Annotated in this window: 18 protein-coding genes; 11 read left to right on the forward strand and 7 right to left on the reverse strand. The window is 55.0% G+C overall.

What is annotated here, in order from left to right; genetic code table 11:
- The 3 genes from QM579_RS11055 to QM579_RS11065 form a co-directional block, all read left to right on the forward strand.
- On the forward strand, positions 1-792 hold a 792-nt coding region (locus QM579_RS11055), incomplete at its 5' end, for an amino acid ABC transporter permease (protein WP_414999200.1).
- Complete coding sequence (locus QM579_RS11060) at positions 779-1,528, forward strand: amino acid ABC transporter ATP-binding protein (protein ID WP_414999201.1); 750 nt, start codon at positions 779-781, stop codon at positions 1,526-1,528. The genes QM579_RS11055 and QM579_RS11060, both read left to right, overlap by 14 nt.
- 165 nt (positions 1,529-1,693) lie before the next feature.
- Positions 1,694-2,881 (forward strand): tRNA-specific 2-thiouridylase, encoded by a 1,188-nt coding sequence (locus QM579_RS11065; RefSeq protein ID WP_414999202.1) that lies wholly within the window; start codon positions 1,694-1,696, stop codon positions 2,879-2,881.
- 275 nt (positions 2,882-3,156) lie between these two features.
- Here QM579_RS11065 and QM579_RS11070 read toward each other — a convergent pair whose 3' ends face one another.
- On the reverse strand, positions 3,157-4,359 hold the full coding sequence (locus tag QM579_RS11070) for a DUF3298 domain-containing protein (protein ID WP_414999203.1): 1,203 nt from the start codon (positions 4,357-4,359) through the stop codon (positions 3,157-3,159).
- A gap of 55 nt (positions 4,360-4,414) precedes the next feature.
- The gene (locus QM579_RS11075; protein ID WP_414999204.1) at positions 4,415-5,635 is read right to left on the reverse strand and encodes a sodium:calcium antiporter; all 1,221 of its coding nucleotides are present in this window, start codon (positions 5,633-5,635) and stop codon (positions 4,415-4,417) included.
- A gap of 523 nt (positions 5,636-6,158) precedes the next feature.
- On the opposite strand from QM579_RS11075, the gene QM579_RS11080 reads away from it, so the two are divergent.
- Both QM579_RS11080 and QM579_RS11085 read left to right on the forward strand, forming a co-directional pair.
- Positions 6,159-7,403: a YIP1 family protein gene (locus QM579_RS11080; RefSeq protein ID WP_414999205.1), complete on the forward strand. Its 1,245-nt coding sequence runs from the start codon at positions 6,159-6,161 to the stop codon at positions 7,401-7,403.
- Positions 7,404-7,794: 391 nt separating this feature from the next.
- Positions 7,795-8,580, forward strand: coding sequence for a hypothetical protein (locus QM579_RS11085; RefSeq protein WP_414999206.1), 786 nt, complete (start codon positions 7,795-7,797; stop codon positions 8,578-8,580).
- A gap of 321 nt (positions 8,581-8,901) precedes the next feature.
- On the opposite strand, the gene QM579_RS11090 is transcribed toward QM579_RS11085, so the two are convergent.
- On the reverse strand, positions 8,902-10,323 hold the full coding sequence (locus QM579_RS11090; RefSeq protein ID WP_414999207.1) for a sodium:proton antiporter: 1,422 nt from the start codon (positions 10,321-10,323) through the stop codon (positions 8,902-8,904).
- 140 nt (positions 10,324-10,463) lie between these two features.
- Here QM579_RS11090 and QM579_RS11095 point away from each other — a divergent pair, with 140 nt between their 5' ends.
- Together QM579_RS11095 and QM579_RS11100 are read left to right on the forward strand one after the other, a co-directional pair.
- Positions 10,464-11,054: a TrmH family RNA methyltransferase gene (locus tag QM579_RS11095; RefSeq protein ID WP_414999208.1), complete on the forward strand. Its 591-nt coding sequence runs from the start codon at positions 10,464-10,466 to the stop codon at positions 11,052-11,054.
- Positions 11,055-11,216: 162 nt separating this feature from the next.
- Positions 11,217-11,756, forward strand: coding sequence for a MarR family winged helix-turn-helix transcriptional regulator (locus QM579_RS11100; RefSeq protein ID WP_414999209.1), 540 nt, complete (start codon positions 11,217-11,219; stop codon positions 11,754-11,756).
- 201 nt (positions 11,757-11,957) lie between these two features.
- Here the strand turns inward: QM579_RS11100 and QM579_RS11105 are convergent, their stop codons facing one another.
- Positions 11,958-12,596, reverse strand: coding sequence for a hypothetical protein (locus QM579_RS11105; RefSeq protein WP_414999210.1), 639 nt, complete (start codon positions 12,594-12,596; stop codon positions 11,958-11,960).
- A gap of 215 nt (positions 12,597-12,811) precedes the next feature.
- Here QM579_RS11105 and uvrA point away from each other — a divergent pair, with 215 nt between their 5' ends.
- Positions 12,812-15,772: an excinuclease ABC subunit UvrA gene (uvrA, locus tag QM579_RS11110; RefSeq protein ID WP_414999211.1), complete on the forward strand. Its 2,961-nt coding sequence runs from the start codon at positions 12,812-12,814 to the stop codon at positions 15,770-15,772.
- A 274-nt stretch (positions 15,773-16,046) separates the two neighbouring features.
- On the opposite strand, the gene ahpC is transcribed toward uvrA, so the two are convergent.
- Complete coding sequence (ahpC, locus tag QM579_RS11115; RefSeq protein WP_414999212.1) at positions 16,047-16,613, reverse strand: alkyl hydroperoxide reductase subunit C; 567 nt, start codon at positions 16,611-16,613, stop codon at positions 16,047-16,049.
- Between the two features lie 457 nt (positions 16,614-17,070).
- Here ahpC and QM579_RS11120 point away from each other — a divergent pair, with 457 nt between their 5' ends.
- A complete protein-coding gene (locus tag QM579_RS11120) occupies positions 17,071-17,487 on the forward strand; it encodes a Fur family transcriptional regulator (RefSeq protein WP_414999213.1) in 417 nt (138 codons plus the stop codon).
- A 323-nt stretch (positions 17,488-17,810) separates the two neighbouring features.
- Entirely contained in the window at positions 17,811-18,044 is a 234-nt protein-coding gene (locus QM579_RS11125; RefSeq protein WP_414999214.1) for a hypothetical protein, read from the forward strand.
- 576 nt (positions 18,045-18,620) lie between these two features.
- Here QM579_RS11125 and QM579_RS11130 read toward each other — a convergent pair.
- Positions 18,621-19,010, reverse strand: a complete 390-nt coding sequence (locus QM579_RS11130; protein ID WP_414999216.1) for an acyl-CoA thioesterase — start codon at positions 19,008-19,010, stop codon at positions 18,621-18,623.
- 168 nt (positions 19,011-19,178) lie between these two features.
- Here QM579_RS11130 and QM579_RS11135 point away from each other — a divergent pair, with 168 nt between their 5' ends.
- Positions 19,179-20,210: an MltA domain-containing protein gene (locus QM579_RS11135; RefSeq protein WP_414999215.1), complete on the forward strand. Its 1,032-nt coding sequence runs from the start codon at positions 19,179-19,181 to the stop codon at positions 20,208-20,210.
- A 207-nt stretch (positions 20,211-20,417) separates the two neighbouring features.
- Here QM579_RS11135 and hcp read toward each other — a convergent pair whose 3' ends face one another.
- Entirely contained in the window at positions 20,418-22,043 is a 1,626-nt protein-coding gene (gene hcp / locus QM579_RS11140; protein ID WP_414999217.1) for a hydroxylamine reductase, read from the reverse strand.
- Positions 22,044-22,235: the final 192 nt, after the last annotated feature.

The following is a 22,235-nucleotide window of genomic DNA, read 5'->3' on the forward strand; positions in this document are numbered from 1 at the left end:
AAAAAAGACGGAAGCAAAGGCAATATCATTATGGTCACGGATGGAGCCTCCATCCCTGATCCTCGTGAATGGCGCCTGATAAACGCCTGGTCTATTGCCCTGGTCGGGGCAATTTCTACTTTGTTTGCACTATGCCTCTTCTGGCCCGAGCCTTATTTACGTATTTTGCTTTATTTGCCTGACGGCGTTTTGATTACTTTCAAGATTACTGTTCTCTCCATATGCTGTGCCGTGCCCTTGGGGCTGCTCACTGGTCTCGGGCGTATTTCAAACAACCGCATTATAAATCTCATCGCCTCCACCTATGTGGAAGTGATTCGCGGTATTCCGCTGCTGGTGCAGATTTTTTATATCTACTACGCGCTTTCACGTTTTGTGCAGGTGAGCGGCGTTACTTCCGCTGTCGTTGCCATCAGTTTTTGTTATGGCGCTTATATGGGCGAAGTATTTCGCGCAGGTATCACCGCCATCAACAAAGGGCAGAGTGAAGCTGCGCGCTCGTTGGGCTTCAATGGCTTTCAGACCATGCGCTATGTGGTGCTTCCTCAGGCTATGCGCACCATTTTGCCGCCTGTGGGCAATGAATGCATTGCCATGCTCAAAGACACGTCGCTTGTGTCCATTATGGCAGTGCCTGATATCATGCAGCGGGCCAGAAGCTTTGTGGGCACCACCTACCTGTACTTTGAAACCTATACCGTGGTGGCTTTGCTGTATCTTGTCATCACGCTTATGCTTTCCAAAACCGTGAGCATTATGGAATCCAGGCTGAATTATTATGACGGAAAGTAGCACCACCGCCCCAATTATTACCATAAGCAATGTCTGGAAATATTTTGGTTCGCTGCCTGCCTTGCAGGATGTGAGTCTGGATATCGCTCCCGGCGAGCGTGTGGTTATCATCGGCCCATCGGGTTCCGGCAAGTCGACCCTGTTGCGCTCAATCAACCGGCTGGAAGAGATTGATCAGGGCAGTATCACAGTCCAGGGCGAAAATATTATGAGCCCGGATAATGATATCAACCTGATTCGTCAGAATCTGGGCATGGTCTTTCAGCAGTTCAACCTGTTTCCGCACAAGACCGTTCTGGAAAATCTGACAATGGCGCCCATAAAGCTGCGCAAGCTTTCGCGCGAAGAAGCCGAATCCCGCGCACTGGGGTTGCTCAAAAAAGTGGGCATCAGCGAAAAGGCCAATGTCTATCCAGCCATGTTGTCTGGCGGGCAGCAGCAACGTGTGGCCATTGCGCGTGCTCTCGCAATGCAGCCCGCCATCATGCTTTTTGACGAGCCGACGTCAGCGCTTGACCCCGAAATGGTGGGCGAAGTGCTGGACGTTATGGTCAAGTTGGCTGAAGAAGGCATGACTATGGTGTGCGTCACCCACGAAATGGGCTTTGCCCGCACCGTGGCTGACAGACTTATTTTTATGGATCAGGGACAGATTGTGGAGCAGGGCAGGCCCGAAACCCTGTTTACCACCCCCCGCCATCCCCGTCTGCGCCAGTTCCTTAATCAGATATTGTAACTGCCGTAAAATTTTCTTTTACTGGGGAAAGAAGGTTCTTGCAGGCAAGGGCGTTCTTTCCCCATTTTTATTCTAATAATCACCTGAATACTGGTGCTAAAATGCGCCCCGCCCGCGTGTGAGCGCGATGAAATCGCGGGTTGCATTGGGGACTGCGCTATGGTTATGAGCAACACAACCCCTCCGTGCACTGTGGCAGTTGCCGTCAGCGGCGGAGTGGACAGTCTTTGCGCCCTCGTAATGCTCCAGCAGGCCGGGCACAACGTGCTGGCCCTGCACGGCCTTTTTTTGCCAGAGGCGGAACTTGCGCCACCCTCAGGTCTTGAAGAGGCGTGCGCATCTCTTGGCATACCCTTGCATATCGCAGATCTGCGGCCTGTTTTTCAGCATGAGGTGCTGACCCCGTTTGCAGCAGCCTACGCAGAGGGGCGCACGCCCAATCCCTGCGCTTTGTGCAATCGGGCTGTTAAGTTCGGGGCATTGCTTGACGCCGCGAAGGAACTCGGCGCGCATAAGCTTGCCACCGGGCATTATGCACGGCTTGTGAGCGCACCGGAAGAGGAGAACGCCACGCAGGAGAATACTGCCGCGCAGGCATATGGCGCAGGCACGTCCCACCTGCCTTTGCTGGCCGCGGGCCACGATACGGCCAAGGATCAGAGCTATTTTTTAAGTCTCGTGCCACGGGCGCGATTGGCGCAGGCCTGCTTCCCCCTGGCAGGGCAGGACAAAAGCCGCACTCGTGAAATTGTGGCGCAGGCAGGCCTGAATGTGCCCTTGCCGCATGAGAGTCAGGACATCTGCTTTGCCCCGGCTTCCGGCGCTTCTGCTGCTCAAGATTCCGGCTCCGGCTCTTCAACGGAAGCGTATAGGCCTTTTCTCGAACGGCACTGGCAGGCTGCGGCCATTGTTCCTCCCGGCGCTGGCCCTGTTTTTTTGCGAAATGCAGACGGAACGCAGCGAGAGATCGCCCGCCACAAGGGGCTTTGGCGCTACACCGAAGGGCAGCGCAAGGGTTTGGGCATTGCCCACAGTGAGCCTCTGTACGTGCTTGCCAAGGACGGTTCGGCCAATGCTCTTGTCGTGGGGCCGCGCGCTCTGTTGGGCGTCAGCCGTTGCATTACGGCTTTGGCCAATGTTTCTTTGGCGCCGCAATACTGGCCGGAAGAAACATTGGTGCGTTTGCGCCACCGCCAGAAGCCCGCACCCGCCAGGGTGAACCTGAATGCAGATGGTTGCCTTGAAATTGAATTCGCAACCCCGCAGTTTCCATCTGCGCCCGGTCAGGTTGCTGCTGTCTATGACGCTTCTGGCCGGGTTCTGGCTGCTGGCATTGTGGAATTTATGGAATAAAGCATTTTACCGTTGAAAGAATTTACATGTTTTAACACTGCATGAGAGTGCAGGTCGCCGCAATGTAGCGCGAATTCTGCCGAGGGTGCGTTTTTTAGTGAAATGACAACTGTGAAACGTGAAGCATTTCAAGGTTAGCCTTCATCTGGACAAATGCGCTCAACCTTCAAGACGGCAGGCTGATATTGCCGACTGGCGTTACGTAAAAGAAAAAGCCCCGTGCAGACCATTGGTTTGTACGGGGCTTTAGTAAAAATGAGACTGAGGGTGACGGGTTAACGTCCCCAGAGGCGCAGCAGCGGATTGGCTGGCAGCAATTGATCCAGGGGCATATCAACCTTTTGCGCCCCAGCCGCCCACGGTGCAACCTGATAGGGTTGAAAATTGATGCGCACGCCCTGCGGGGTCAGGGTCAGGCTGGCAAAGTTCTCCGGCACAGGGGTAAGCCCGGTCCGCAACATCTGCTCTTGCCTCATACCGCCCAAGCGGCGCGAAAGCTCTTTGTATGACCATGCGGACATGAGGTTCAGGGCCATATCCGGGTCTTCGAAAAGGTCGACCAGCCCGAGCCGTTGCCCGGTAAGCAAGCTGTAATTCAAGGTTATGACGTCAAGATTGCCGTGGGCTCCGCCCGTGTACGTCCATACCTCAAACGTGATGCTAAGTCCTGCGGGCGAGGGAGCTGTGACGCTGTATGAACCCCACAGCTCAAAGGGGGGCCGGTCTCCGTCAAGGCTGGAGCCAGCCGCGAAGCTTCCATTACTACAGCTTTGCTCAAAAGCCGTAGCAATACCCGTGACCCATTGGCGTATATCGCTGTCAATTTCTTTGCTGCCCACAGAAGGGTAGCTGATGCTGATGACGGGGTTGCCGCCCTCGTCCCGGACATACTGGTGCTCTATGATGCCGGGTTTGCGTGAACCGGAAATAATGGCGGCGGCGCTGTCCCGGGCAGACTGGTCGGCAGGAACTGCCTGTTCTTGCTTTCCTGCATTTTCCTGAGCTGATGTGCCTGCTTTTGCAGAACTTTCCGGCTTGGCATGCTCCCCAGGTTCCGCTGCGGGCGGGTGCTCGTGGCTTGTACTCGTTTCCGTCAGGTCAGCGGTGGCTGTGAACTCCTGGGAAAGAGCGGGAGAAAGGGGCTGCTGATCCGGCATACGTGCTGCCTCTGCCGCCCGTTCACCGAGCAGCAGCGCCAGCAGCAGAAAGGACAAAAGGCGCGGCATGGATATAATACCTTGATAACCAGTAAGGGGTGAAGGCGAAGCATCTTGCCAGAGGCACTGTTCCTTACACGCGCTCCCGGATTCAGGGGTGGGGCCGCCATACTTGCGCCGTGACGGCGTGGTGCCCCTGCCCAGACTGTGGAGCAGGCGTTGCGACGTTCCTGATCTATGGAGCGTACGGATAAAAGCTGAAAGCGAAAGCAACAGGGCAGAAAAGTGAAAAATCCGCAAAGCCTGAATAGGAAGCTGCATGTTTTTTCCTCTTTTAAGCCCTGTTTGCCGTTGCTTCACAGTATACACGCTTTCTTTAAACTTTGAATCCCTTGCGAAGATCCCAGGCCTGCCGCCAGTTCTTGATAAGCAGCACTGCCGCCAGCACCAGGTATACCTTGGCATAGAAGAAATGCAGCCGCAGGGGATCGTGGGGCAGGCCCAGCATGGCTTCCAGTTGCACATCATACAAGGGGGAGAGCAACTGCAGGCTGAAGAGCAGAAGCAGCCAGATAGCCTCGCGCACATGCAGGCGCAGATCCAGCAGCAATGCCACGGCAAAAAGAGACTGCCCGGCTGTGAGTAATATTTCCTGAAACTGGTGCGTGTCAAGGTTTATGGGAGGAGTAAGTCCACCGGAAGACACTGCGTAAACGCCGGGGATCATGCCAACCAGCAGTGTCCATTGATTAAGTTTGGAAGAAAGCAAACATCCGAGAGCCAGTCCGGCGTTGCCTCGTGAAGCGAACATCAGGGCCACAATGAACTCCGGGGCTTCCGAGGCCAGAGGGGCGATCCACTGCACCAGCAAAAATTCGTTGATATTCAGCATTTTGCCGCTAGCTACCAAACCTTCGCTGAAAGATTCGGCATTGCCAAGTATCACCAGGGCAGAAAAAACGAAGATGGCACCCACGCTACGAAGGCGAATTTTTTTAGCCAGCCGGGCCAGAACGGCGGCTGGTCCCTCAAGCTCTTCTTCCTCAACGGGCCGGCGCATGATTATGAGTATGTACCAGACGTAAATGCCCAAAAGCACCAGGCCGTCCACCCAGGTAAGCGAACCTTTGAGGGGAATGAACAGCGCGTAGATTGTTGCCATAGCAAGAAACAGCACGTCTGTGCGCTTGTCGCTATGCAGGGCAACGGCAGAGTGGAAGCGCCCGGCGAAGATAAGCACAATTGCCGACCAGCCAACGCCGATAAGCAACCTGTTGGCCCCGGTCATATTGGCAATGGCATAGTGTGAATAGGGGCTGTCTGGCTGCTGGCCGGCCATCCAGGTAAAGTACATATCCACTGCGTATTCGGGCAGCACAGCAATAAAGGCGACCACTGCCACAGCTACCGCTTGCGGCATGTCCATCTGCGCCACTTCACAGGCCCAGGTGAGCAGAAATGAAGCTCCAAGAATGGCCATCCCGGCAAGTGCCGTCACAAGCAGAGGAGAGATGTCTGATGGCGCAAGGTGAAGGGCCAGACCGGGAATGGTCATAAGCACAGCAAGAATATAAGGCCGCAGGGCGCGAATGGTCATGTTGTCTCCTTAAAATAAAAAAAAGACCTTGGCGTTGACGCCAAGGTCTCACTAATCGGCGGAACCGACGACGGCACCAGGCCTAAGCCATGCTGTTGATGCCGCCCGGGTTTCAAGAACCCAGTTACTCCCCTTGTGCTGCCACGGTATAGCCCCCCGCAGGGGATGTCAACCATATAGGACATGCAAACAGGAACAATAACTGGTTGCTATCAAGCCAGAAAAATTTAATTCTCAGGCCGTCTCGGCACGGGATAAATTTCCTTGTTATATCAGGAAGAACAAGCCGATTATGTAGGTGTGCATTTTTCTGGCAGCCATCCAGAATAAAAGGCGAAGCTTGCCGCTGAGATAGCTGGAAACTTTTGTGACGGTATAATGCAAGCGTTTATACGCACGGTATTCGAGCTGCAAGGGTCAAGCTGCGCCCTGGCTGTACAGGTGGCTCTTGCCAGCGTTCGGGCCTGTGGATAGTATACACTGAATTTTTCGAACAGCAGATGAGCCTACCAGGAGAATTTTTGTGAATATTACGTGTCCGCGTTGCGGCTTCAGCCGCCAAGTGCCCGCCAACCGCCTGCCAGCGCGTGCGGTTATCGCCACCTGCCCCCAGTGCTCCTGCCGTTTCCGTTTCGCGCCCGATACTGGCGTGCAGGAAGTTCTGCCGGATGCGCCTCAGACCGGGGATCAGGATACGGCACAGGGCCAGGCCGCGGCTCCTGTTTCTCAGGACTATACGGATTCCACAGGCCATCAGGATTCTGCCGCAGAGGTTTCGCGAGATCCCGGCGAGGACGATCCCCTGCCCCCCGGAGCTATTGTGCCCGGCGGCCCCTCATGGTCGCGTGACGACGCAGCTCAAAAGGATGCCCCGCAGCACGAAAATAAAAGCCGCGACCGGGATATGGGTAATGCCCAGCCCAAGGCGCAGGATAAATGGCGCAGCTCTGACAGGGGCGGAATTGAAAACTCTGATAATTCTGATGAAGACCCGCGTGTAGAAGCCAGCCGCGCCTACGAACGTGAGAAGAACCGCCGTTACGACGAAGATGACCGTTCGTACGAGCGCAAGCGCCGTGCAATGGATACGGATGATGACAACGGCGATGAGCATCACGACGATGATGATGGTCATTACGACGAGCATGCCGAGGGGCCCATCCCCTGGGAAACAGCTCCGGAACCGGATGGTTGGCTTGCGGCTTTTTATCATACCTGCATGCGCGTCATGTTTGGGGCGCAACGCGTTTTCAGCCAGGTGCAGCCTGGCGGCTCGCAAATGCGTGCCCTGATTTTTTACCTGCTGGTGAGTGTGGTTCAGGTCATTGTTGAGCGCATATGGTCGGGGGTGTTCATGTCCCTCATCGCGCCCAGCGCGGCTTCTGACCCGCAACTGGAAAAAATGCTCGTCATGCTTTCCCCGCAGATGAGCCTGCCAATGATCCTGCTGATCAAAACTGGCATGTCCGTTATCCAGCTTTATGTGCTCAGCGCGCTTATAAACTTTACCTACGGCTTTGTGCGTGGCAGCCGTACTGATTTTGGTCAGGTTTTTCAGGTGCTGGCTTATTCTGCAGCGCCCACCCTGCTGTGCGTGGTGCCTCTGCTGGGGTCGCTAGTGGGGTTTGTCTGGATGGTGGCTTGTGTGCTCATAGGCTGCCGCGCGGCGCTCAGGCTTACCTGGCCACAGACTCTTATGGGGCTGGCTCCGGTGATTCTGTTGATTGCCCCCCTGATTCTCCAGATTTTTCAGGCTGCGCGCATGTGACAGTGAGCTGACGCATGCGTTCGTCCGGCATGAACGTGTCATAGCCGTTCCATAACCCTGCGGGGCGATGGAACGGCTATTTTGTGCTCTGGCACGGTTTTAGCAAATGCCAATATACTGGCGCTGCTTCGATACATGCCGGATTTTTAGCGGTATTTGTAATATATAGCGCCCGTGGGATGGAGTTTTTTGAGCGTTTGCTGATTGCAAAAACATGATTGCGTCATGGTCTGCTTTTTAGGGTTGCTACAAGCGCATGCCCGCAAGCCGGGCACGCCTTGTACAGAGTTATGGCGCGTTATTGAACGGTTTGCGCTCACAGGACAAATATTTCAATGTTGCTCTGCCCTGAGGACAACCAGCTCGGCTGGCCTTAAGCCAGGAGAAAAATATGCATACCTGCCCATCTTTTTCAGGCATATGGCGCAGCCAAAACCCGGCAGACGTGGTTTGGCCCTTACTGCGCCTTTTAAGCACAGCAGCATTTTTTCTGCTGCTTTTTCTGCTTTTTGGGTGTTCCAGAACACCGGACGACAGCCGCACATCGTACTCCCTTACGGGTGACTTGAAAGCGCCCATACAGGTGCAGGTGAACAACTTTGTGCGCCGTCAGCCTCCGGCCATTTATGTCCGCCCCACGCAACCCCTGGGCTACAGACCTACGGCGCTCTTTGTGCCGTTGCGGACAGTGCAGCAGATGTCCAACGCCGTTACCTTCAGCAACATGTTTTCACGCCAGATATGGCAGGTGTGGTTGTCGCTCAATGCTTTTTCCACGCTTGAGTATGATGCCAATGCCGGACCTTTCGAACCGCAGCGCGCTCTTGCCATTGCCCGGTCGCGGGGGGCTGACATGCTGGTGGGCGGATACATAAATCATTATATGGACGGCGGTTCCGGCGGCACCAGTTCGCTTTCGCTGGCAATGGAAGTATATGACGCAAAGACCGGTACGCTTCTGTGGTCTATGGCGCAGGGCGGTCTTATGGACGCGCGCCAGGTGCACGATTTCTATTTGTTCTCCGTAACGGAAGTGAACCCTGAAGACCCTTCAAGCCTCATTGCCCGTGCCCTTGCATGGGATATGGGGCGTCAGGTGCTGGGTTGGGTTGACCCCAGCCATCCGGCACCCAAGGAATCTTCGTGGACAGACATGTTTAAGTCCAAGGCGTTCTAGACAGTTTTTGTGCCAGTGCGGTCTATCAGAAAAACCGGATGGATGCTGCTGGAAAATTATCCATAAATTGACGCAATTGTTTTTGATTGATTTGGTTTTTCCATAACGCAACATGCCCCTAAAGCAAAAACTTTAGGGGCATGTTGCGTCTGTAGTGCGGGTTGTTTTAGGGAAACGCTGAGTTATTCCGTTTGGCGGCGTTACTTCACGCTTTTTTAAACAGTTGAGGACGGAAGAGTCCACTCCTGCTTCAAAAAAAGATCGCGCCTTGCCAAACGAAATAACTGCGCGTTTCCAGGAGGCTCTTTAGTCAGTGCTTCCTTAGAAGAAAAGCCAGGTGAGCAGCAGAAAGAGCGGCAGCAAAATGCAGCCAGACCACACCATATAGCCAAAAAAGCTTGGCATGCGCACGCCCTGGTTTTCGGCAATGGCGCGCACCATAAAGTTGGGCGCATTGCCAATGTAGGTATTGGCCCCCATAAATACGGCTCCCGCTGATATGGCGGCCAGGGTCGCAGGGGCATTGACCATAAGGTTTTGGGCGTCGCCCCCGGCGGTGTTGAAAAAGACCACGTAGGTGGGCGCGTTATCCAGAAAGCTTGAAAGTACGCCCGTGAGCCAGAAATACATGGCGTTATCAGGTTGGCCGTTTTTGGATACAAGCTGTATGAGGCCAGACAGTGCGCCGTCTGTACCAGATTTTAAAATGGCTATGGCCGGAATCATACTGACAAAGATGCCCAGAAAAAGCTTGGCGACTTCTTCAATGGGAGCCCAGGAAAAACCGTTGGCCTCCCGGCTGGCTTTGCTGGTAAGGCGCAGAGAAAGCCATGCCAGGATCAGCAGCGTCAGGTCGCGCAGAAAGTTCTGCCCTTCAACGGGCACGTCATATATTTCCGTGATCGTTCCCAGCGGGTACAGGCCGGACAGCAGCACAGCCACTACAATTCCAAGCAGAAGCAGCAGGTTGACCTTGCCTTCAAGCCCCAGTTTTTTCGGATGTTCCGTATGGGGCTGAGGGGGAACTGGCTTGCCTTCCTTGACAAACAGCACTGCATCAAGCGCCAGATAGATAAGCAGCAACATCACAGAGAGCAGCAGGGTTTTCAAAAAAAGGTTGGTTGTGGTCCAGAAAAAGCTGACGCCCTTCAGAAAACCCAGAAAGAGCGGCGGGTCGCCCAATGGCGTGAGTGAACCGCCAATGTTGGCAACAAGAAAGATAAAAAACACAGCGCTGTGCACCTTGTAGCGGCGGTGGGCGTTGGCCCGCAACAGCGGACGAATGAGCAGCATGGCCGCTCCTGTGGTGCCCATCCAGCTGGCGAGAATCGTACCCACAGCCAGAAGAGCCGTGTTAACCAGAGGTGTGCCCGTAAGTGAACCCGTCAGACGCACGCCGCCTGCCACTGTAAAAAGAGAAAAAAGCAGAATAATAAATGGGATGTAGTCAAGAATGATGATGTGCAAAAACTCGTACAGCGCTACAGAAGGCCCAAAAACAAGAGCACAGGGCAGCAGAAAAGCTACTCCCCAGAACACTGAAATTTTGCCGAAATGCTGTTCCCAGAAGTGCGGGGCCGCAAGGGGCATGATGGCTATGGATAGCAGCATGCAGACGAAAGGAATGGTCCAGCCGATGTCCAGCCCGGCTCCGGGCAGATTTGGGTGCCCTTGAGCAGCCAGTGCGGCGGCGGGCAGGCAAAGGGTTAGCAGTAGCGCCACAAGCTGCGCTAGAATCTTCATTATAAGGCTCCGGCATGTATTTGGGTGTTTGCAGTTTGGTGGCAGTATATACTGGACAGCCCATGTAGACAATGCGCTTGCCTGGACCTGTTTTTTTTGAGACATAACAAGGCCAGAACAGAACAGCAAAGGAATACCACATGCCCAAGGAACCCACGGCAAGGCGCAAGGCCCGCCTGCTTGAAGTGTTGAGCCATCGCCAGCCTGACCTTACGCTGGTTTTGGCGAATATTCATGATCCGCACAATGTGTCGGCCATCTATCGTTCGTGCGATGCCTTTGGCGTCAGCCGGGTAAATCTGTATTACACCAACACGCCCTTTCCCGTGCTTGGCCGCAAAACTTCGGCTTCCGCCCGCAAATGGGTAGAAAGCGTGCGCCACAAAGACAGCGCTGCTCTTATGGAAAACTTGCGCGGCCAGGGCATGCAGGTGCTCGCCACATCCTGCACTCCCACGGCACGGCCTTTGAGAGAGTGGGATTTCACCAAGCCCACGGCGATCATTATGGGCAACGAACACAGCGGGGTTGAACAGGATCTGCTTGAGCAGGCTGATGGCGAGCTTTACATCCCTATGTACGGCATGATCCAGAGTTTTAATGTTTCGGTGGCTGCGGCCATTATCCTGTCCGAGGCTGCGCGCCAGCGTGGAGATGCGGGCATGTACGACGCCTCGCGTATGGAAGCGGCGGCTCTGGAAGAAAAATTACAGGAGTGGCTTGAAAAATAGCCCGTAACATTATGATATTGTTTCATACGCGCCGCTTTCCATCCAGGGAGGCGGCGCTTGTGCGTGTGCCGTGAAATCTGGTCTGGAAACAAAACAAAAGTGTGTTGTTTCTCGGTCACCCAACATTGATACGCTTGCGGCAGGAAAAACAGGTGGGATGTCATGTCAGATAAAGAACAACTACGGCAGCGCGTTATTGGCGGCATTTTGAGTATTGCGCAGCGTATGGAAGAGGTAAACGGGCTGTTTGACAAGGCCGGGGCCAGCCTGGGAGAGGCGGAACTTGGAGCCCTTACCCTGACAGAGATGCATTTTCTGACTCTTATTGCCAGCGAAGGCCCGTTGAATGGCCTCATCACCGCCAGAAAGCTGGGCATGGCGCGGGGCGGGGTATCCTCGATGGCGGCCAGGCTGCAAGTGAGAGGATTTGTTGCGCCCCATAAAACGCCCGGCGACAAAAAAAGCCAGCTCTATGAACTGACGGGCAAGGGGCAGCGAGTGGCGAATTTGCGCAAGGTCCTGCATAACCTTATAGAAGATCTGTTGTGGGAAAGGCTCAAAGCCAGCCCGCAAGAAGATCTGGAGCGTTTTGCCCGCATGCTGGGGCTCACGTCCGATGTGCTGGGCGAGGCCAACAGGCAGGTTCGCATAAATGCAACAGCCTTGCTGGCGGCAAGTGCTGCCGTGGTAGATAAAAACTGATCGGGCCAGGCGGGCAGGCTGACCAAGGCAGGCTGATCTGGGCCGGTGCGTCAGAGGGCAGGCTGATAGATTCATGCCCGAACAGAACTGGTGGGCAGCATCAGTGCTTGCCCCGGCTGCTGTTTGTGCTGCCGTTGGGGCAAAAAACAGAATTGCAAGTAGTCGGGGCGCAAGGCCTCAAGACCTTGCGCCGTCACAGTTCTATTGTGCGTCGCTGCTAGGCTGCACATACTTTTCAAAAAGTTTGCCGTTCCACTGGTAGCCAATGTCATAGGCCACAGGCACATGGGCCATGCCAGTGCTGGTCCAGAACAGGGGCTGTGCCCGCAGGCCGCCAAGGCCAAGGCAGATCATAACTGTCGCCTGCACGTCCGGGGGCAACTTCTGATCCTTGGCCAAAAACTCTTCAATCGCGGGCTCCGGCGGGGTATCCACAGGCACAAGGCGTCCAGAAGCGTCCATGCGCCACAGCTCCACAGTGCAGACGGTACCGCCCAGAGTGCCTATGGCTGCGTCCAGGGATGCGTCATTGCTGTGCCGGAAAAGGCGCAGGGCCACCGCCACGTCATGAAAGGGCAGATTGGCGAAAACCATGATATCTTCTGTTTCACCGGCCACTTCCCAAAAGTCGGACTGGCCTTTGGCCAGCAACTTCTGTTTTTCCTGTGAGCTCAGACCTTCAGGGGTGTTTTCAAAAATGCTTTCGGGCAGGCTGGCAAAAACCTCCCGCGCATTACGTTCTTGCCCGGTAGCCCCGGATTCAGCGGGGGCAAGGGCAAGAGCCGAAATGACGGCAAGTGCCAAAACAAAAAGAAGAGTGCGTGCGCGCTGGCAAATCATAATATACTCCCTGCGCGGGTCAGTTTGATGGGCCCGCGTCCGTAAAAATTTTTATACCGCTTTTGCCATTTATTGTCCATGCAAGGGCGGCAGGAGTTATTCAGTTTTGTTTTCCTATCAAAATCGGCTTGTTGCCTCAGTATTCATTTCAAGGGCAGGGGTAAAAGAACAGGGGCATCTTGCCAATCGGCCTCGGCACGCTTACATATGCCCTCATGAACACCAGCACCAACAAGCCCTGCATCCACATCGAAAAGGCCCGCCAACACAACCTCAAAAATATCAGCCTGGACATCCCTCGTGATGAGCTGGTGGTCATTTGCGGGCCTTCTGGTTCGGGAAAGTCCACACTGGCTTTTGACATTGTGTATGCTGAAGGCCAGCGACGCTATGTGGAATCCCTTTCGGCCTACGCCCGGCAGTTTCTTCCCCAGATGGACAAGCCCGATGTGGAAAAAATTGAAGGTCTTTCGCCTGCCATTTCACTTGAGCAGCAGAGCGTATCGCGCAACCCGCGCTCCACAGTGGGCACGGTTACAGAAATTTACGACTTTTTGCGCGTCTTTTTTGCCCGGCTTGGCCGCATGTATTGCCCCCAGTGCGGACGTCCCATTGAAGCCCGCGCCGCAGACGAAATTATTTCTGATATCCTTGCGTTACCGCAGGGCACCAAGTTTATGGTGCTGGCTCCGCTGGTAGAACTGCAAAAGGGCACCCATCAGGACAAGTTCAAAAAACTCAAGGCCGAGGGTTTTGCCCGGGTGCGCGTCAACGGTGCTTTTTATACACTGGATGATGTGCCTGCTCTGGACAAAAATAAAAAGCACAGCATCGACCTTGTGGTAGACCGTCTGGTCAATAAGGAAGGTATCCGGGGACGCCTGGCGGATTCGGTAGAGCTGGCCCTGCGCTATGGTGAAGGCCGTCTTGTGGTGCACATGCCCGACAATGCCGCAGCGGGTGAGGATGCCGATACTGTGCACTCCACGTCTTCGGTATGCACGCATTGCCGTATTTCGCTGCCCGCGCCGAGCCCGCAGCTTTTTTCCTTCAACGGGCCTCAGGGGGCCTGCCCGCGTTGCGTGGGCCTTGGCGGGGTCGATTACTTTGAGCCGCGCCTCATTGCCCCCAATGTGGGGCTTTCGCTCAATACTGGCGTGCTTTTGCCCTGGGCAACGGAAAAAATGTTCAGCCGTTACGAAGACGCGCTCAAGGCTTTGGGCAAGCGCTTCAAGTTCACGCTGTCCACTCCGCTGGAAGATTTTTCTGAAGATGCTCTGGCCGCGCTTTTTTATGGTGAGGACGAAAAAGGAAAACCCGCGCGTTCCTCCCAGGGGCTGCGCCGTAACTGGATGGGCGGCAACGTGGCTCTTGGAGCCGGGGGCGACTATCAGAGCGAGCATTTCACCGCAGCCAGAAGCACGGGTGATGTGAGTATCAACGACAAGCGCTGGCCAGGCGTTATTCCCTTGCTGGAAAGCGGCATGCAGTATGGCGACGCCTGGCGCGAAGCCCTCTCGCGCTACCGTCAGACGATGGACTGCCCCGACTGCAAGGGCGCGCGGCTTAATGCCAACGCACTTTCCGTGCGCGTGGACGATCTCAATATTGCCGCCTTCTGCAGCCTTTCGGTTGAACGTGCTCTGGAGTGGCTGGACAAACGCGAATTTTCAGGCCGCCATGTGGTCATAGCCGAGCCGCTTATGAAGGAACTGACCCACCGCCTGTCTTTCATGCGCAGTGTGGGGTTGGAATATCTTTCCCTTGGGCGGTCCATGTCCACACTTTCCGGCGGCGAAGCGCAGCGTATTCGCTTGGCGAGCCAGCTGGGTTCCGGCCTTGTGGGTGTAACTTACGTTCTGGACGAACCCTCCATTGGCCTGCATCCGCGTGACAACGAGCGCCTTTTGGGTACGCTGCGTTCGCTGCAGGCGCGGGGCAATACCGTTCTGGTCGTAGAGCACGACGAGGCAACCATCTGCGAAGCTGACACGGTTATCGAGCTTGGCCCAGGTTCCGGCGCACACGGCGGCGATATTATGTTTCAGGGCAATGTGGACGACCTGCTGTCAAAGGCAGACACCCTCACGGCCCGCTATCTGCGCGGTGACGACACAATTGCCTTGCCCGATGCCCGACGTGAGCCGCAGGGCGAACTGGTGCTGCACAATGTAACCACCAATAACCTGCGCAATGTGGACTGCCGTATTCCTCTTGGCGTGCTGACCTGCGTGACCGGGGTTTCCGGTTCCGGCAAAAGTTCGCTGGTAGTGGACACGCTTTACAAGCATCTGGCGCTGAACCTTGGTCTGCGCGTGGATCAGCCCGGCACCATCGGCGGCTTGGCCTATGAGAACGGCGCTGCCCCCGTTGAGCGCATAGTGGCCATTGACCAAACGCCCATCGGGCGCACGCCGCGGTCAAACCCGGCCACTTACACCAAAATATTTGACGAGATTCGCAATATATTCGCTATGACGCAGGACGCCCGCAAGCGTGGCTACAAGCCTGGGCGGTTCAGTTTCAACGTGCGTGGCGGCAGGTGCGAAGCCTGCGGCGGCGATGGTCAGATTCGGGTGGAAATGCACTTTTTGCCCGACGTGTATGTCACCTGCGATGTGTGCAAGGGCAAGCGCTACAACCACGAAACCCTCGAGGTGCGCTACAAGGGCCTGAACATCGCCGAGGTGCTCAATCTGACGGTGCGTCAGGCCAGAGAGCTGTTTGAAAATTACCCGACGCTGGAACGCCGCCTTGCCGTACTGGAAGAGGTGGGGCTGGAGTATCTGCGGCTTGGGCAGCCCGCCACCACGCTTTCGGGCGGGGAAGCGCAGCGCATCAAGATTTCGCGTGAACTGGGCAAGCGCTCGCTGCCGGGCACCATGTATATTCTGGACGAACCCACAACTGGTCTGCACATGCATGAGGTAGGCAAACTCATCAAGGTGCTGCATGCCCTGGTGGACAGGGGGGCCAGCGTGGTGGTCATCGAGCACAATACAGACATGATTCTGGCTTCGGACCATGTGCTGGATATGGGGCCGGGTGGTGGTGAAAATGGCGGAGTTATCGTTTCTGCCGGAACACCTGAGGCCATTGTGGCCGACCCCAACTCCGTTACCGGGCGCTTTCTCATGCAGGAAAGGCTGGACAGGATTAAAAGGCGAATCAGCTAGACAGGGCAGAGCACAGGAGCTTTTGCGGTGAGCTCTGTGTTGAACGTCACCCTTGGTCCGTTTATCGCGCGGTGATTCTTCTGGGTTGCTTTTCTGTGCCTGCACTAGCGCAACGTGAAAGCGTCTGGCTGAAGCAGCTTTTCACACACCTCAAAGACTCATGCTTCTGAGGCATACATATAAAAAGAGACCACCCGCATTGGCGGGTGGTCTCTGTCAGAAGGTCAAGCAAGAGGAGGAGTGTACAGTTTGATGGGGCTGAGAAAAACAGGGACTACAGTTTGCCTACCAGATCCAGGCCCGGTTTCAGGGTAGCTTTGCCGGGCTTCCAGCGGGCGGGGCACACCTGGTCGCCGTGTTCGGCAACAAACTGGGCGGCTTCGAGCTTGCGCAGCAGTTCCTCGGCATTGCGGCCAATGCCCAGATCGTGCACTTCGTAGGCTTTGATGATGCCTTCAGGATTTACAATAAAGCTGCCGCGTAGGGCTTGGCCGGCTTCTTCAATCAGAACATGGAAGGAACGGGCAAGAGTGCCCGCGCAGTCGGCAAGCATCGGATACTTGATTTTGGCGATACTGGGTGAAGCGTCTGCCCACGCCTTGTGCACAAAGGCGCTGTCGCATGAAACAGAGTAGATTTCGCAGTTCAGTTTTTTAAAGTCATCGTACATTTCAGCAATATCTTCGAGCTCAGTGGGGCATACAAAAGTAAAGTCAGCCGGATAGAAGAAAAATACAGACCAGTGTCCGAGCAGGTCCAGGTCGCAGACAGTTTTCAGATCGCCAGCCTGATAGGCTTGCACAGAAAAGGGTTCTACTTTCGTGTTGATCAGATTGGACATGATGTTTTCCTTTTTTCTGCGGACAGTTTCAATGTCCGGCAAAGGTGAGTTTTCTTTTTTTGAAAACAGTATTCAGTCTCAATATGTCTGTCAAGTGAATCAGAAGAGCCTGGACAAATGGTATTTGAAATGTGCGTTAAATTGAAGCCCGTTTAAATCCTTTGTTTTTTTATTTCCCTGACAGGCTATGCGGCTCACGGCAATGGATCAATGTGCTCACGGTGTTTGTGGTTCCGGGATATTCGGCTTGATCAGGCATTTGTAATCCATTGCTTTTTGCCTGAAAGTACGTCACAAGTAATGCTGTATATATTGAAACTCAACCTGAATCCGCCCCAAAAGCATCTTCTGTTTTTACGTGGCGCGAGACGGAAAAATATTTTATTATGCAACCGGGGGTAGGCAAATTATGACAGCAAAACAGCGCAACGCCTGCCTGGCGGACTTTTTGGAGTTCATGAACCATAAGGGACTGAACACCACGTCGCAACGGCGTATCATAGCCGAAGCCTTTTTTGAGCTGCCGGGCCACCATTCTCTTGAAGAGTTTTATCAGCACATTCTGCAACGCGACCCAGGTATCGGGCAGACCACGGTATACCGTACCCTGAAGCTGCTTTGTGACGCCGGGATGGCTATGGAAATCCATTTCAGTGACGGCATCACGCGCTACGAAGTAGCCAGGCCGGACAGCCATCATGACCACCTTGTCTGCTTGCAGTGCGGCAAGATTGTGGAGATATGCGATCCGCGCATTGAAAAGCTTCAGCGTGAAATGGCTGAAAAGTATGGATTCAAACTGCGCGGGCATGTCCATAATCTTTATGGCCTGTGCGAATCCTGCCGGGCCGAAGCTGCCGCAGAAAATATTTAGTCTTTTGCTTCCGTCAGGCGGAGCTGCATTGCCCTGCCGGGCTCTATGCATCAGAAACCGTTGCGGTGTGAAATTGCCGTGGTTGGTCGGGGTTTGCCCCAAAGACAAGAACGGCTTTTTGTGTTGCTAAGCCACGCGTGAGAGCTTTCAGACTTTGAGCATCTGCCTCAGCAGTTGCTTTGCCGCATACTGGGCAAATCAATATTACCCTCCCACTAAATAAGTAAAAACTCGATCAGCGCCAGAAGCGTTGTCGAGCCTCTTGTTGGTGAACTTGACTTTCATTTTCGTCAAGAGCAAAATATTCCCATGAGGTGATTCATATGGACACACAACTGATTGTCGTAGCACTTTGTATTGCAGGCGCGGCTTTTTTTATTATCCGGCGCATGGTGCGGGCCGTAAATAAGGGCCAGTGCGGCTGCGGCTGCGAAGGTGGCTGCGGAGCTGACAAGCCAAAAGAAATGTCCTGCTGCTGCTCAGGCAAAACTGCAGACGAAGACGCTCAGCGCCTGGAAGCATCGCGCATTGATTCAGGACGCAAGACTGACAACTAAAGCAGAATAACTTTGGAAAAAGTTTAGTTGACCTAAAGTTGCACGAAAGCGCATTGCGGCGAAATGCGGCGCGAATTCTGCTGAAAACTACATTTTCTGCAGAAAGACAGCTTTGAAGAGTGAAGCATTTCAAAGTCAATCTGTTCTAAAAGAGGCAAGAAAGATTTTTGTCGGCAATGCCTTGTTTGAAACGTCTTCCGGCCTCCATCCGGCTGGTTGCGGCTGTGTTTCAAGCATATGGTTTGCTCCCGCTCGGGTAATCCGGCAAAGATTTTTTTCTATCATCGCCCCTCCGCTCGCAGTCTGGCGTTGCTGTGCCTCACCAGACTGCGAGATAGTACGGCCCCGGAGTTTTCTCCGGGGCCGTCATTTTGGTTGCGCGTGCATTGATCAGTGCGGACGCAAATATGTTATCGGTGTGCAGCAGGCAGGCCGGATTCAGTGTAAACAGCTTTTCAGAGCAGCAAGGCTTGTAGGCAGCAGTCCAGCGTGGCCGCAAAGGATGCCGCAGCTGATATTTGAAAGAGAATCAAGGCTGCCTGATATCTCCTTGAAAGGCATTGCGCCGCAAGGGCATTATTTGTCTGAAAAAGTGAGATTTCTGAACCAATCCGGTACAGCCACAGGGCGGCCTTCCTTATTCACCAGCGCATGCTGGGTCATACCCGTGGCCAGCAGACGCGTCTTGTCCTCGTTCCATAACTCATATACAAAGCGCAAGGAGGCACGTGTCCATTCGCTGATGCCAGCGCGCACCTGTAACAGGTCGTCGTAATGGGCTGGCGAACGGTAGCGGCACTGCGCCTCACGAACGGGCAGAATGATGCCCTTTTTTTCCACCTCGGCGTAGCTCATGCCACAGCGGCGGATGTATTCGCCTCGGGCGCGTTCAAAGAGGTGAAGATATTCAGCGTAATAAAGAACGCCCATCGTGTCCGTTTCTCCGTAAGAAACGCGGTGGGGCATCCAGATATCAGGAATGGGGAAAGTGTCATGCACGAAAAAGCTCCTTGTTTATATGTATCTTGCAGCTCCGAGTCATCCTGGGGCCAGCGTGGTCAAAGGTCTGGCCTGGCGCTATTGCTGCTAATGTGCCTGGTGCTGGGGGCCTGCGCCAAAACAGTGACTCCGCCCGTGCCGGAGCCAGTAGGGCCGCCTGTGGGCTTTGAAAGCCCGGAATTTTTTGTGAGCTGTCTGGTGCCCCGCAACCAGGATTTGACCAGCTGGAAAGACATAGCCCCTACCGTGCGAAAGTCTTTGCGCTATGTCAACAGCAAGCCCCAGGGCGCTATTGCTGTGCAAAGGCCCGGCCTTACCGTCACCTGGGGTGAACTTTCGCGTACCCTTACCCGTCTTCAAGAATTACTGCCCCGCCTGGACAAGGAACCGGAGCTTTTTCTTGCCAACTTTACGTGGGTACAAGTGCCTGACGGTATAAAATACTCGGGCTACTATGAACCTATGGTGCGTGCCAGCCGTACACGCAAGCCGGGCTATACCCAGGCTATTTACGGTTTGCCGGCGGATCTCAAGTCTGTGGTTGCCAAGCGCGGCCGCTATTATGACCGTCGCACTATTGAAGAAAAGCAGGTGCTTGCGGGCAAGGGGCTTGAACTGGCCTGGGCCGCTGATCCGGTGGACGTGTTCTTTCTGGAAATACAGGGGTCCGGCAGGCTGGTTTTTGACGACGGCACTCAGGCATACATTAATTATGCCGGGCAGAACGGGCATAAGTACAAAAGTTCTGGCCGCATCATGCGCGAAAAAGGTTTGCTCAAACAGGGCGACATTTTTGAGCAACGGCAATGGTTCAAGGACAACCCGCACCGTGTGCGCGAAATCCTTAACGACAACCCAAGCTATGTCTTTTTCAAATACGGCAGCCGTGGCCCCACGGGAGCTATGGGCCATGTAGTTGATGACTGGCTTTCTTTGGCCACAGACCGCACCTTTATTCCCCTAGGCTCCATTGTGGCCTATGGCGTGAACATTCCTGACCAGCAGCGCGGCAAAGTGCCCCTGCGGGGCATTGGTTTTGCGCAGGACGTGGGTGGGGCCATCAAGAAAAACCGTATCGACGTCTTTTGTGGCGGCGAAGAGCGCGGCAATTTCGTGGCCAGCCATCTGGACGCCAAGGGGCCAGCCTGGGTTCTGTTGGCAAAATAGGCAAAAGAAGACTGGCTGAAGCGACAACCCCTGAAGCAGAGCAACCTTGAAAAAGGGTAACTGCTCAAACCCGGATCAGGGCCTGAGAGTGTCGCAGTAGACAGAGCCCCATTGGTCCGGATTTTGTCAAAGTATAGTTGCGTTAAAACACGAGGCGCGCCCCCTGAGGGGCGCGCCTTTCTGCGTGTTCGGGTATGTGGTGTCTACCTAGCCGAGGAAAGCCTTGAGGTCGTCCTGCGGGTTGGAGACGCCGCCGATCTTGAACTGCTCAACCAGCACCTTGACCACATTGGGCGAAAGGAAGGCGGGCAGGGTGGGTCCAAGATGGATATTCTTTACGCCAAGGCTGAGCAGGGCCAGCAGCACGATAACTGCCTTCTGTTCGTACCAGGCGATGTTGTAGACGATGGGCAGGTCGTTCACGTCCTCAAGGCCGAAAACTTCCTTGAGCTTGAGGGCGATGACGGCCAGGGAATATGAGTCGTTGCACTGCCCGGCGTCCAGCACGCGGGGGATGCCGCCGATGTCGCCCAGGTTGAGTTTGTTGTAGCGGTATTTGGCGCAGCCAGCGGTAAGAATGACAGTGTCCTTGGGCAGGCCGGCAGCGAATTCGGTGTAGTAGTCGCGGGACTTGGCGCGGCCATCGCAGCCGGCCATGACGACGAACTTCTTGATAGCGCCCGACTTCACGGCGTCAATGACCTTGTCGGCCAGGGCCAGCACCTGGTTGTGCGCGAAGCCGCCGATGATTTCGCCGGTTTCAATTTCCGTGGGCGCGGGGCAGGTCTTGGCGTGAGCGATAATGGCGCTGAAGTCCTTGTGTTCGCCGATTTCACCGGGAATGTGCTTGCAGCCCGTGAAGCCCACGATGCCCGTGGTGTACACGCGGTCCTTGTAGCTTTCCTTGGGGGGCACAAGGCAGTTGGTGGTCAGCAGGATGGGGCCGTTGAAGCTATCAAATTCTTCCTTCTGTTTCCACCATGCGTTGCCGTAGTTGCCCTTGAAGTTGGCGTATTTCTTGAAAGCCGGGTAGTAGTGGGCAGGCAGCATTTCAGAGTGCGTGTACACGTCAACGCCAGTGCCTTCGGTTTGCTGCAACAGCATTTCCAGATCGCGCAGGTCGTGGCCGGAAATCAGAATGCCGGGGTTGGTGCCCACGCCAATGTTGACCTTGGTAATTTCGGGGTGGCCGTAGGTGCTGGTATTGGCGGCATCCAGCAGGGCCATTGCAGACACGCCGAGCTTGCCGGTTTCAAGGGTAAGGCCAACGAGGTCGGCGACGCTCAGGCTGTCGTCCAGTGTTTTGGCAAGGGTTTCCTGCATAAAGGCGTCAAGGCTGTCTTCATGCTTGCCAAGCACGTCGGCGTGCTTGGCGTAGGCAGCCATGCCCTTGAGGCCAAAGGTGATGAGCCAGCGCAGGGAGCGCATGTCGTCGTCAGTGGTGGCCATAACACCCACGGTTCCGGCCTTGGCGAGCATAGCGGTCTTGTCGTCGGCTTCCCACAGGGCGGCGTCGCTGAGTCCGGCCTTGTTGCCGAGAGTGGCGGCCAGTTCTTTTTTGGCGCTACAGGTCATGCGGATGCGCTGGGCCAGAATGTCGTCGTCAAAGTTGGCGTTGGTGATGGTGGCAAAAAGGTTGCCCACAACCAGCTGGTCGACCTTGTGGTCAATGGCCTTGCCTTCGGCACGAAGGCGGGTGGTGATCTGGCCAAGGCCTTTGCTTACATACACCAGCACGTCTTGAAGAGCGGCGGTTTCAGGCTTTTTGCCGCACACGCCAACCTGGGTGCAACCCTTGTTGCCTACGGTTTCCTGACACTGATAGCAGAACATGGCATTACTCATGATAGTATCCTTAATTGCAGCTCCGTTGCGGCGGAGGCTAGGGTGAACCCGCGCATGGCGGGCACGGTAGCATTGGAATCTATTGAATTTCAGAGGGAAAAATGACAACCAGCAACATCTTGAAGCGCTCCAGCGCACTGACAGAGTGGGGCTGCCCGGAGGGCATCACGATGGCTTCAC

Origin of the sequence: Desulfovibrio sp. (genome assembly GCF_047607245.1) — a bacterium.
Taxonomy (GTDB): Bacteria; Desulfobacterota; Desulfovibrionia; order Desulfovibrionales; family Desulfovibrionaceae; genus Desulfovibrio.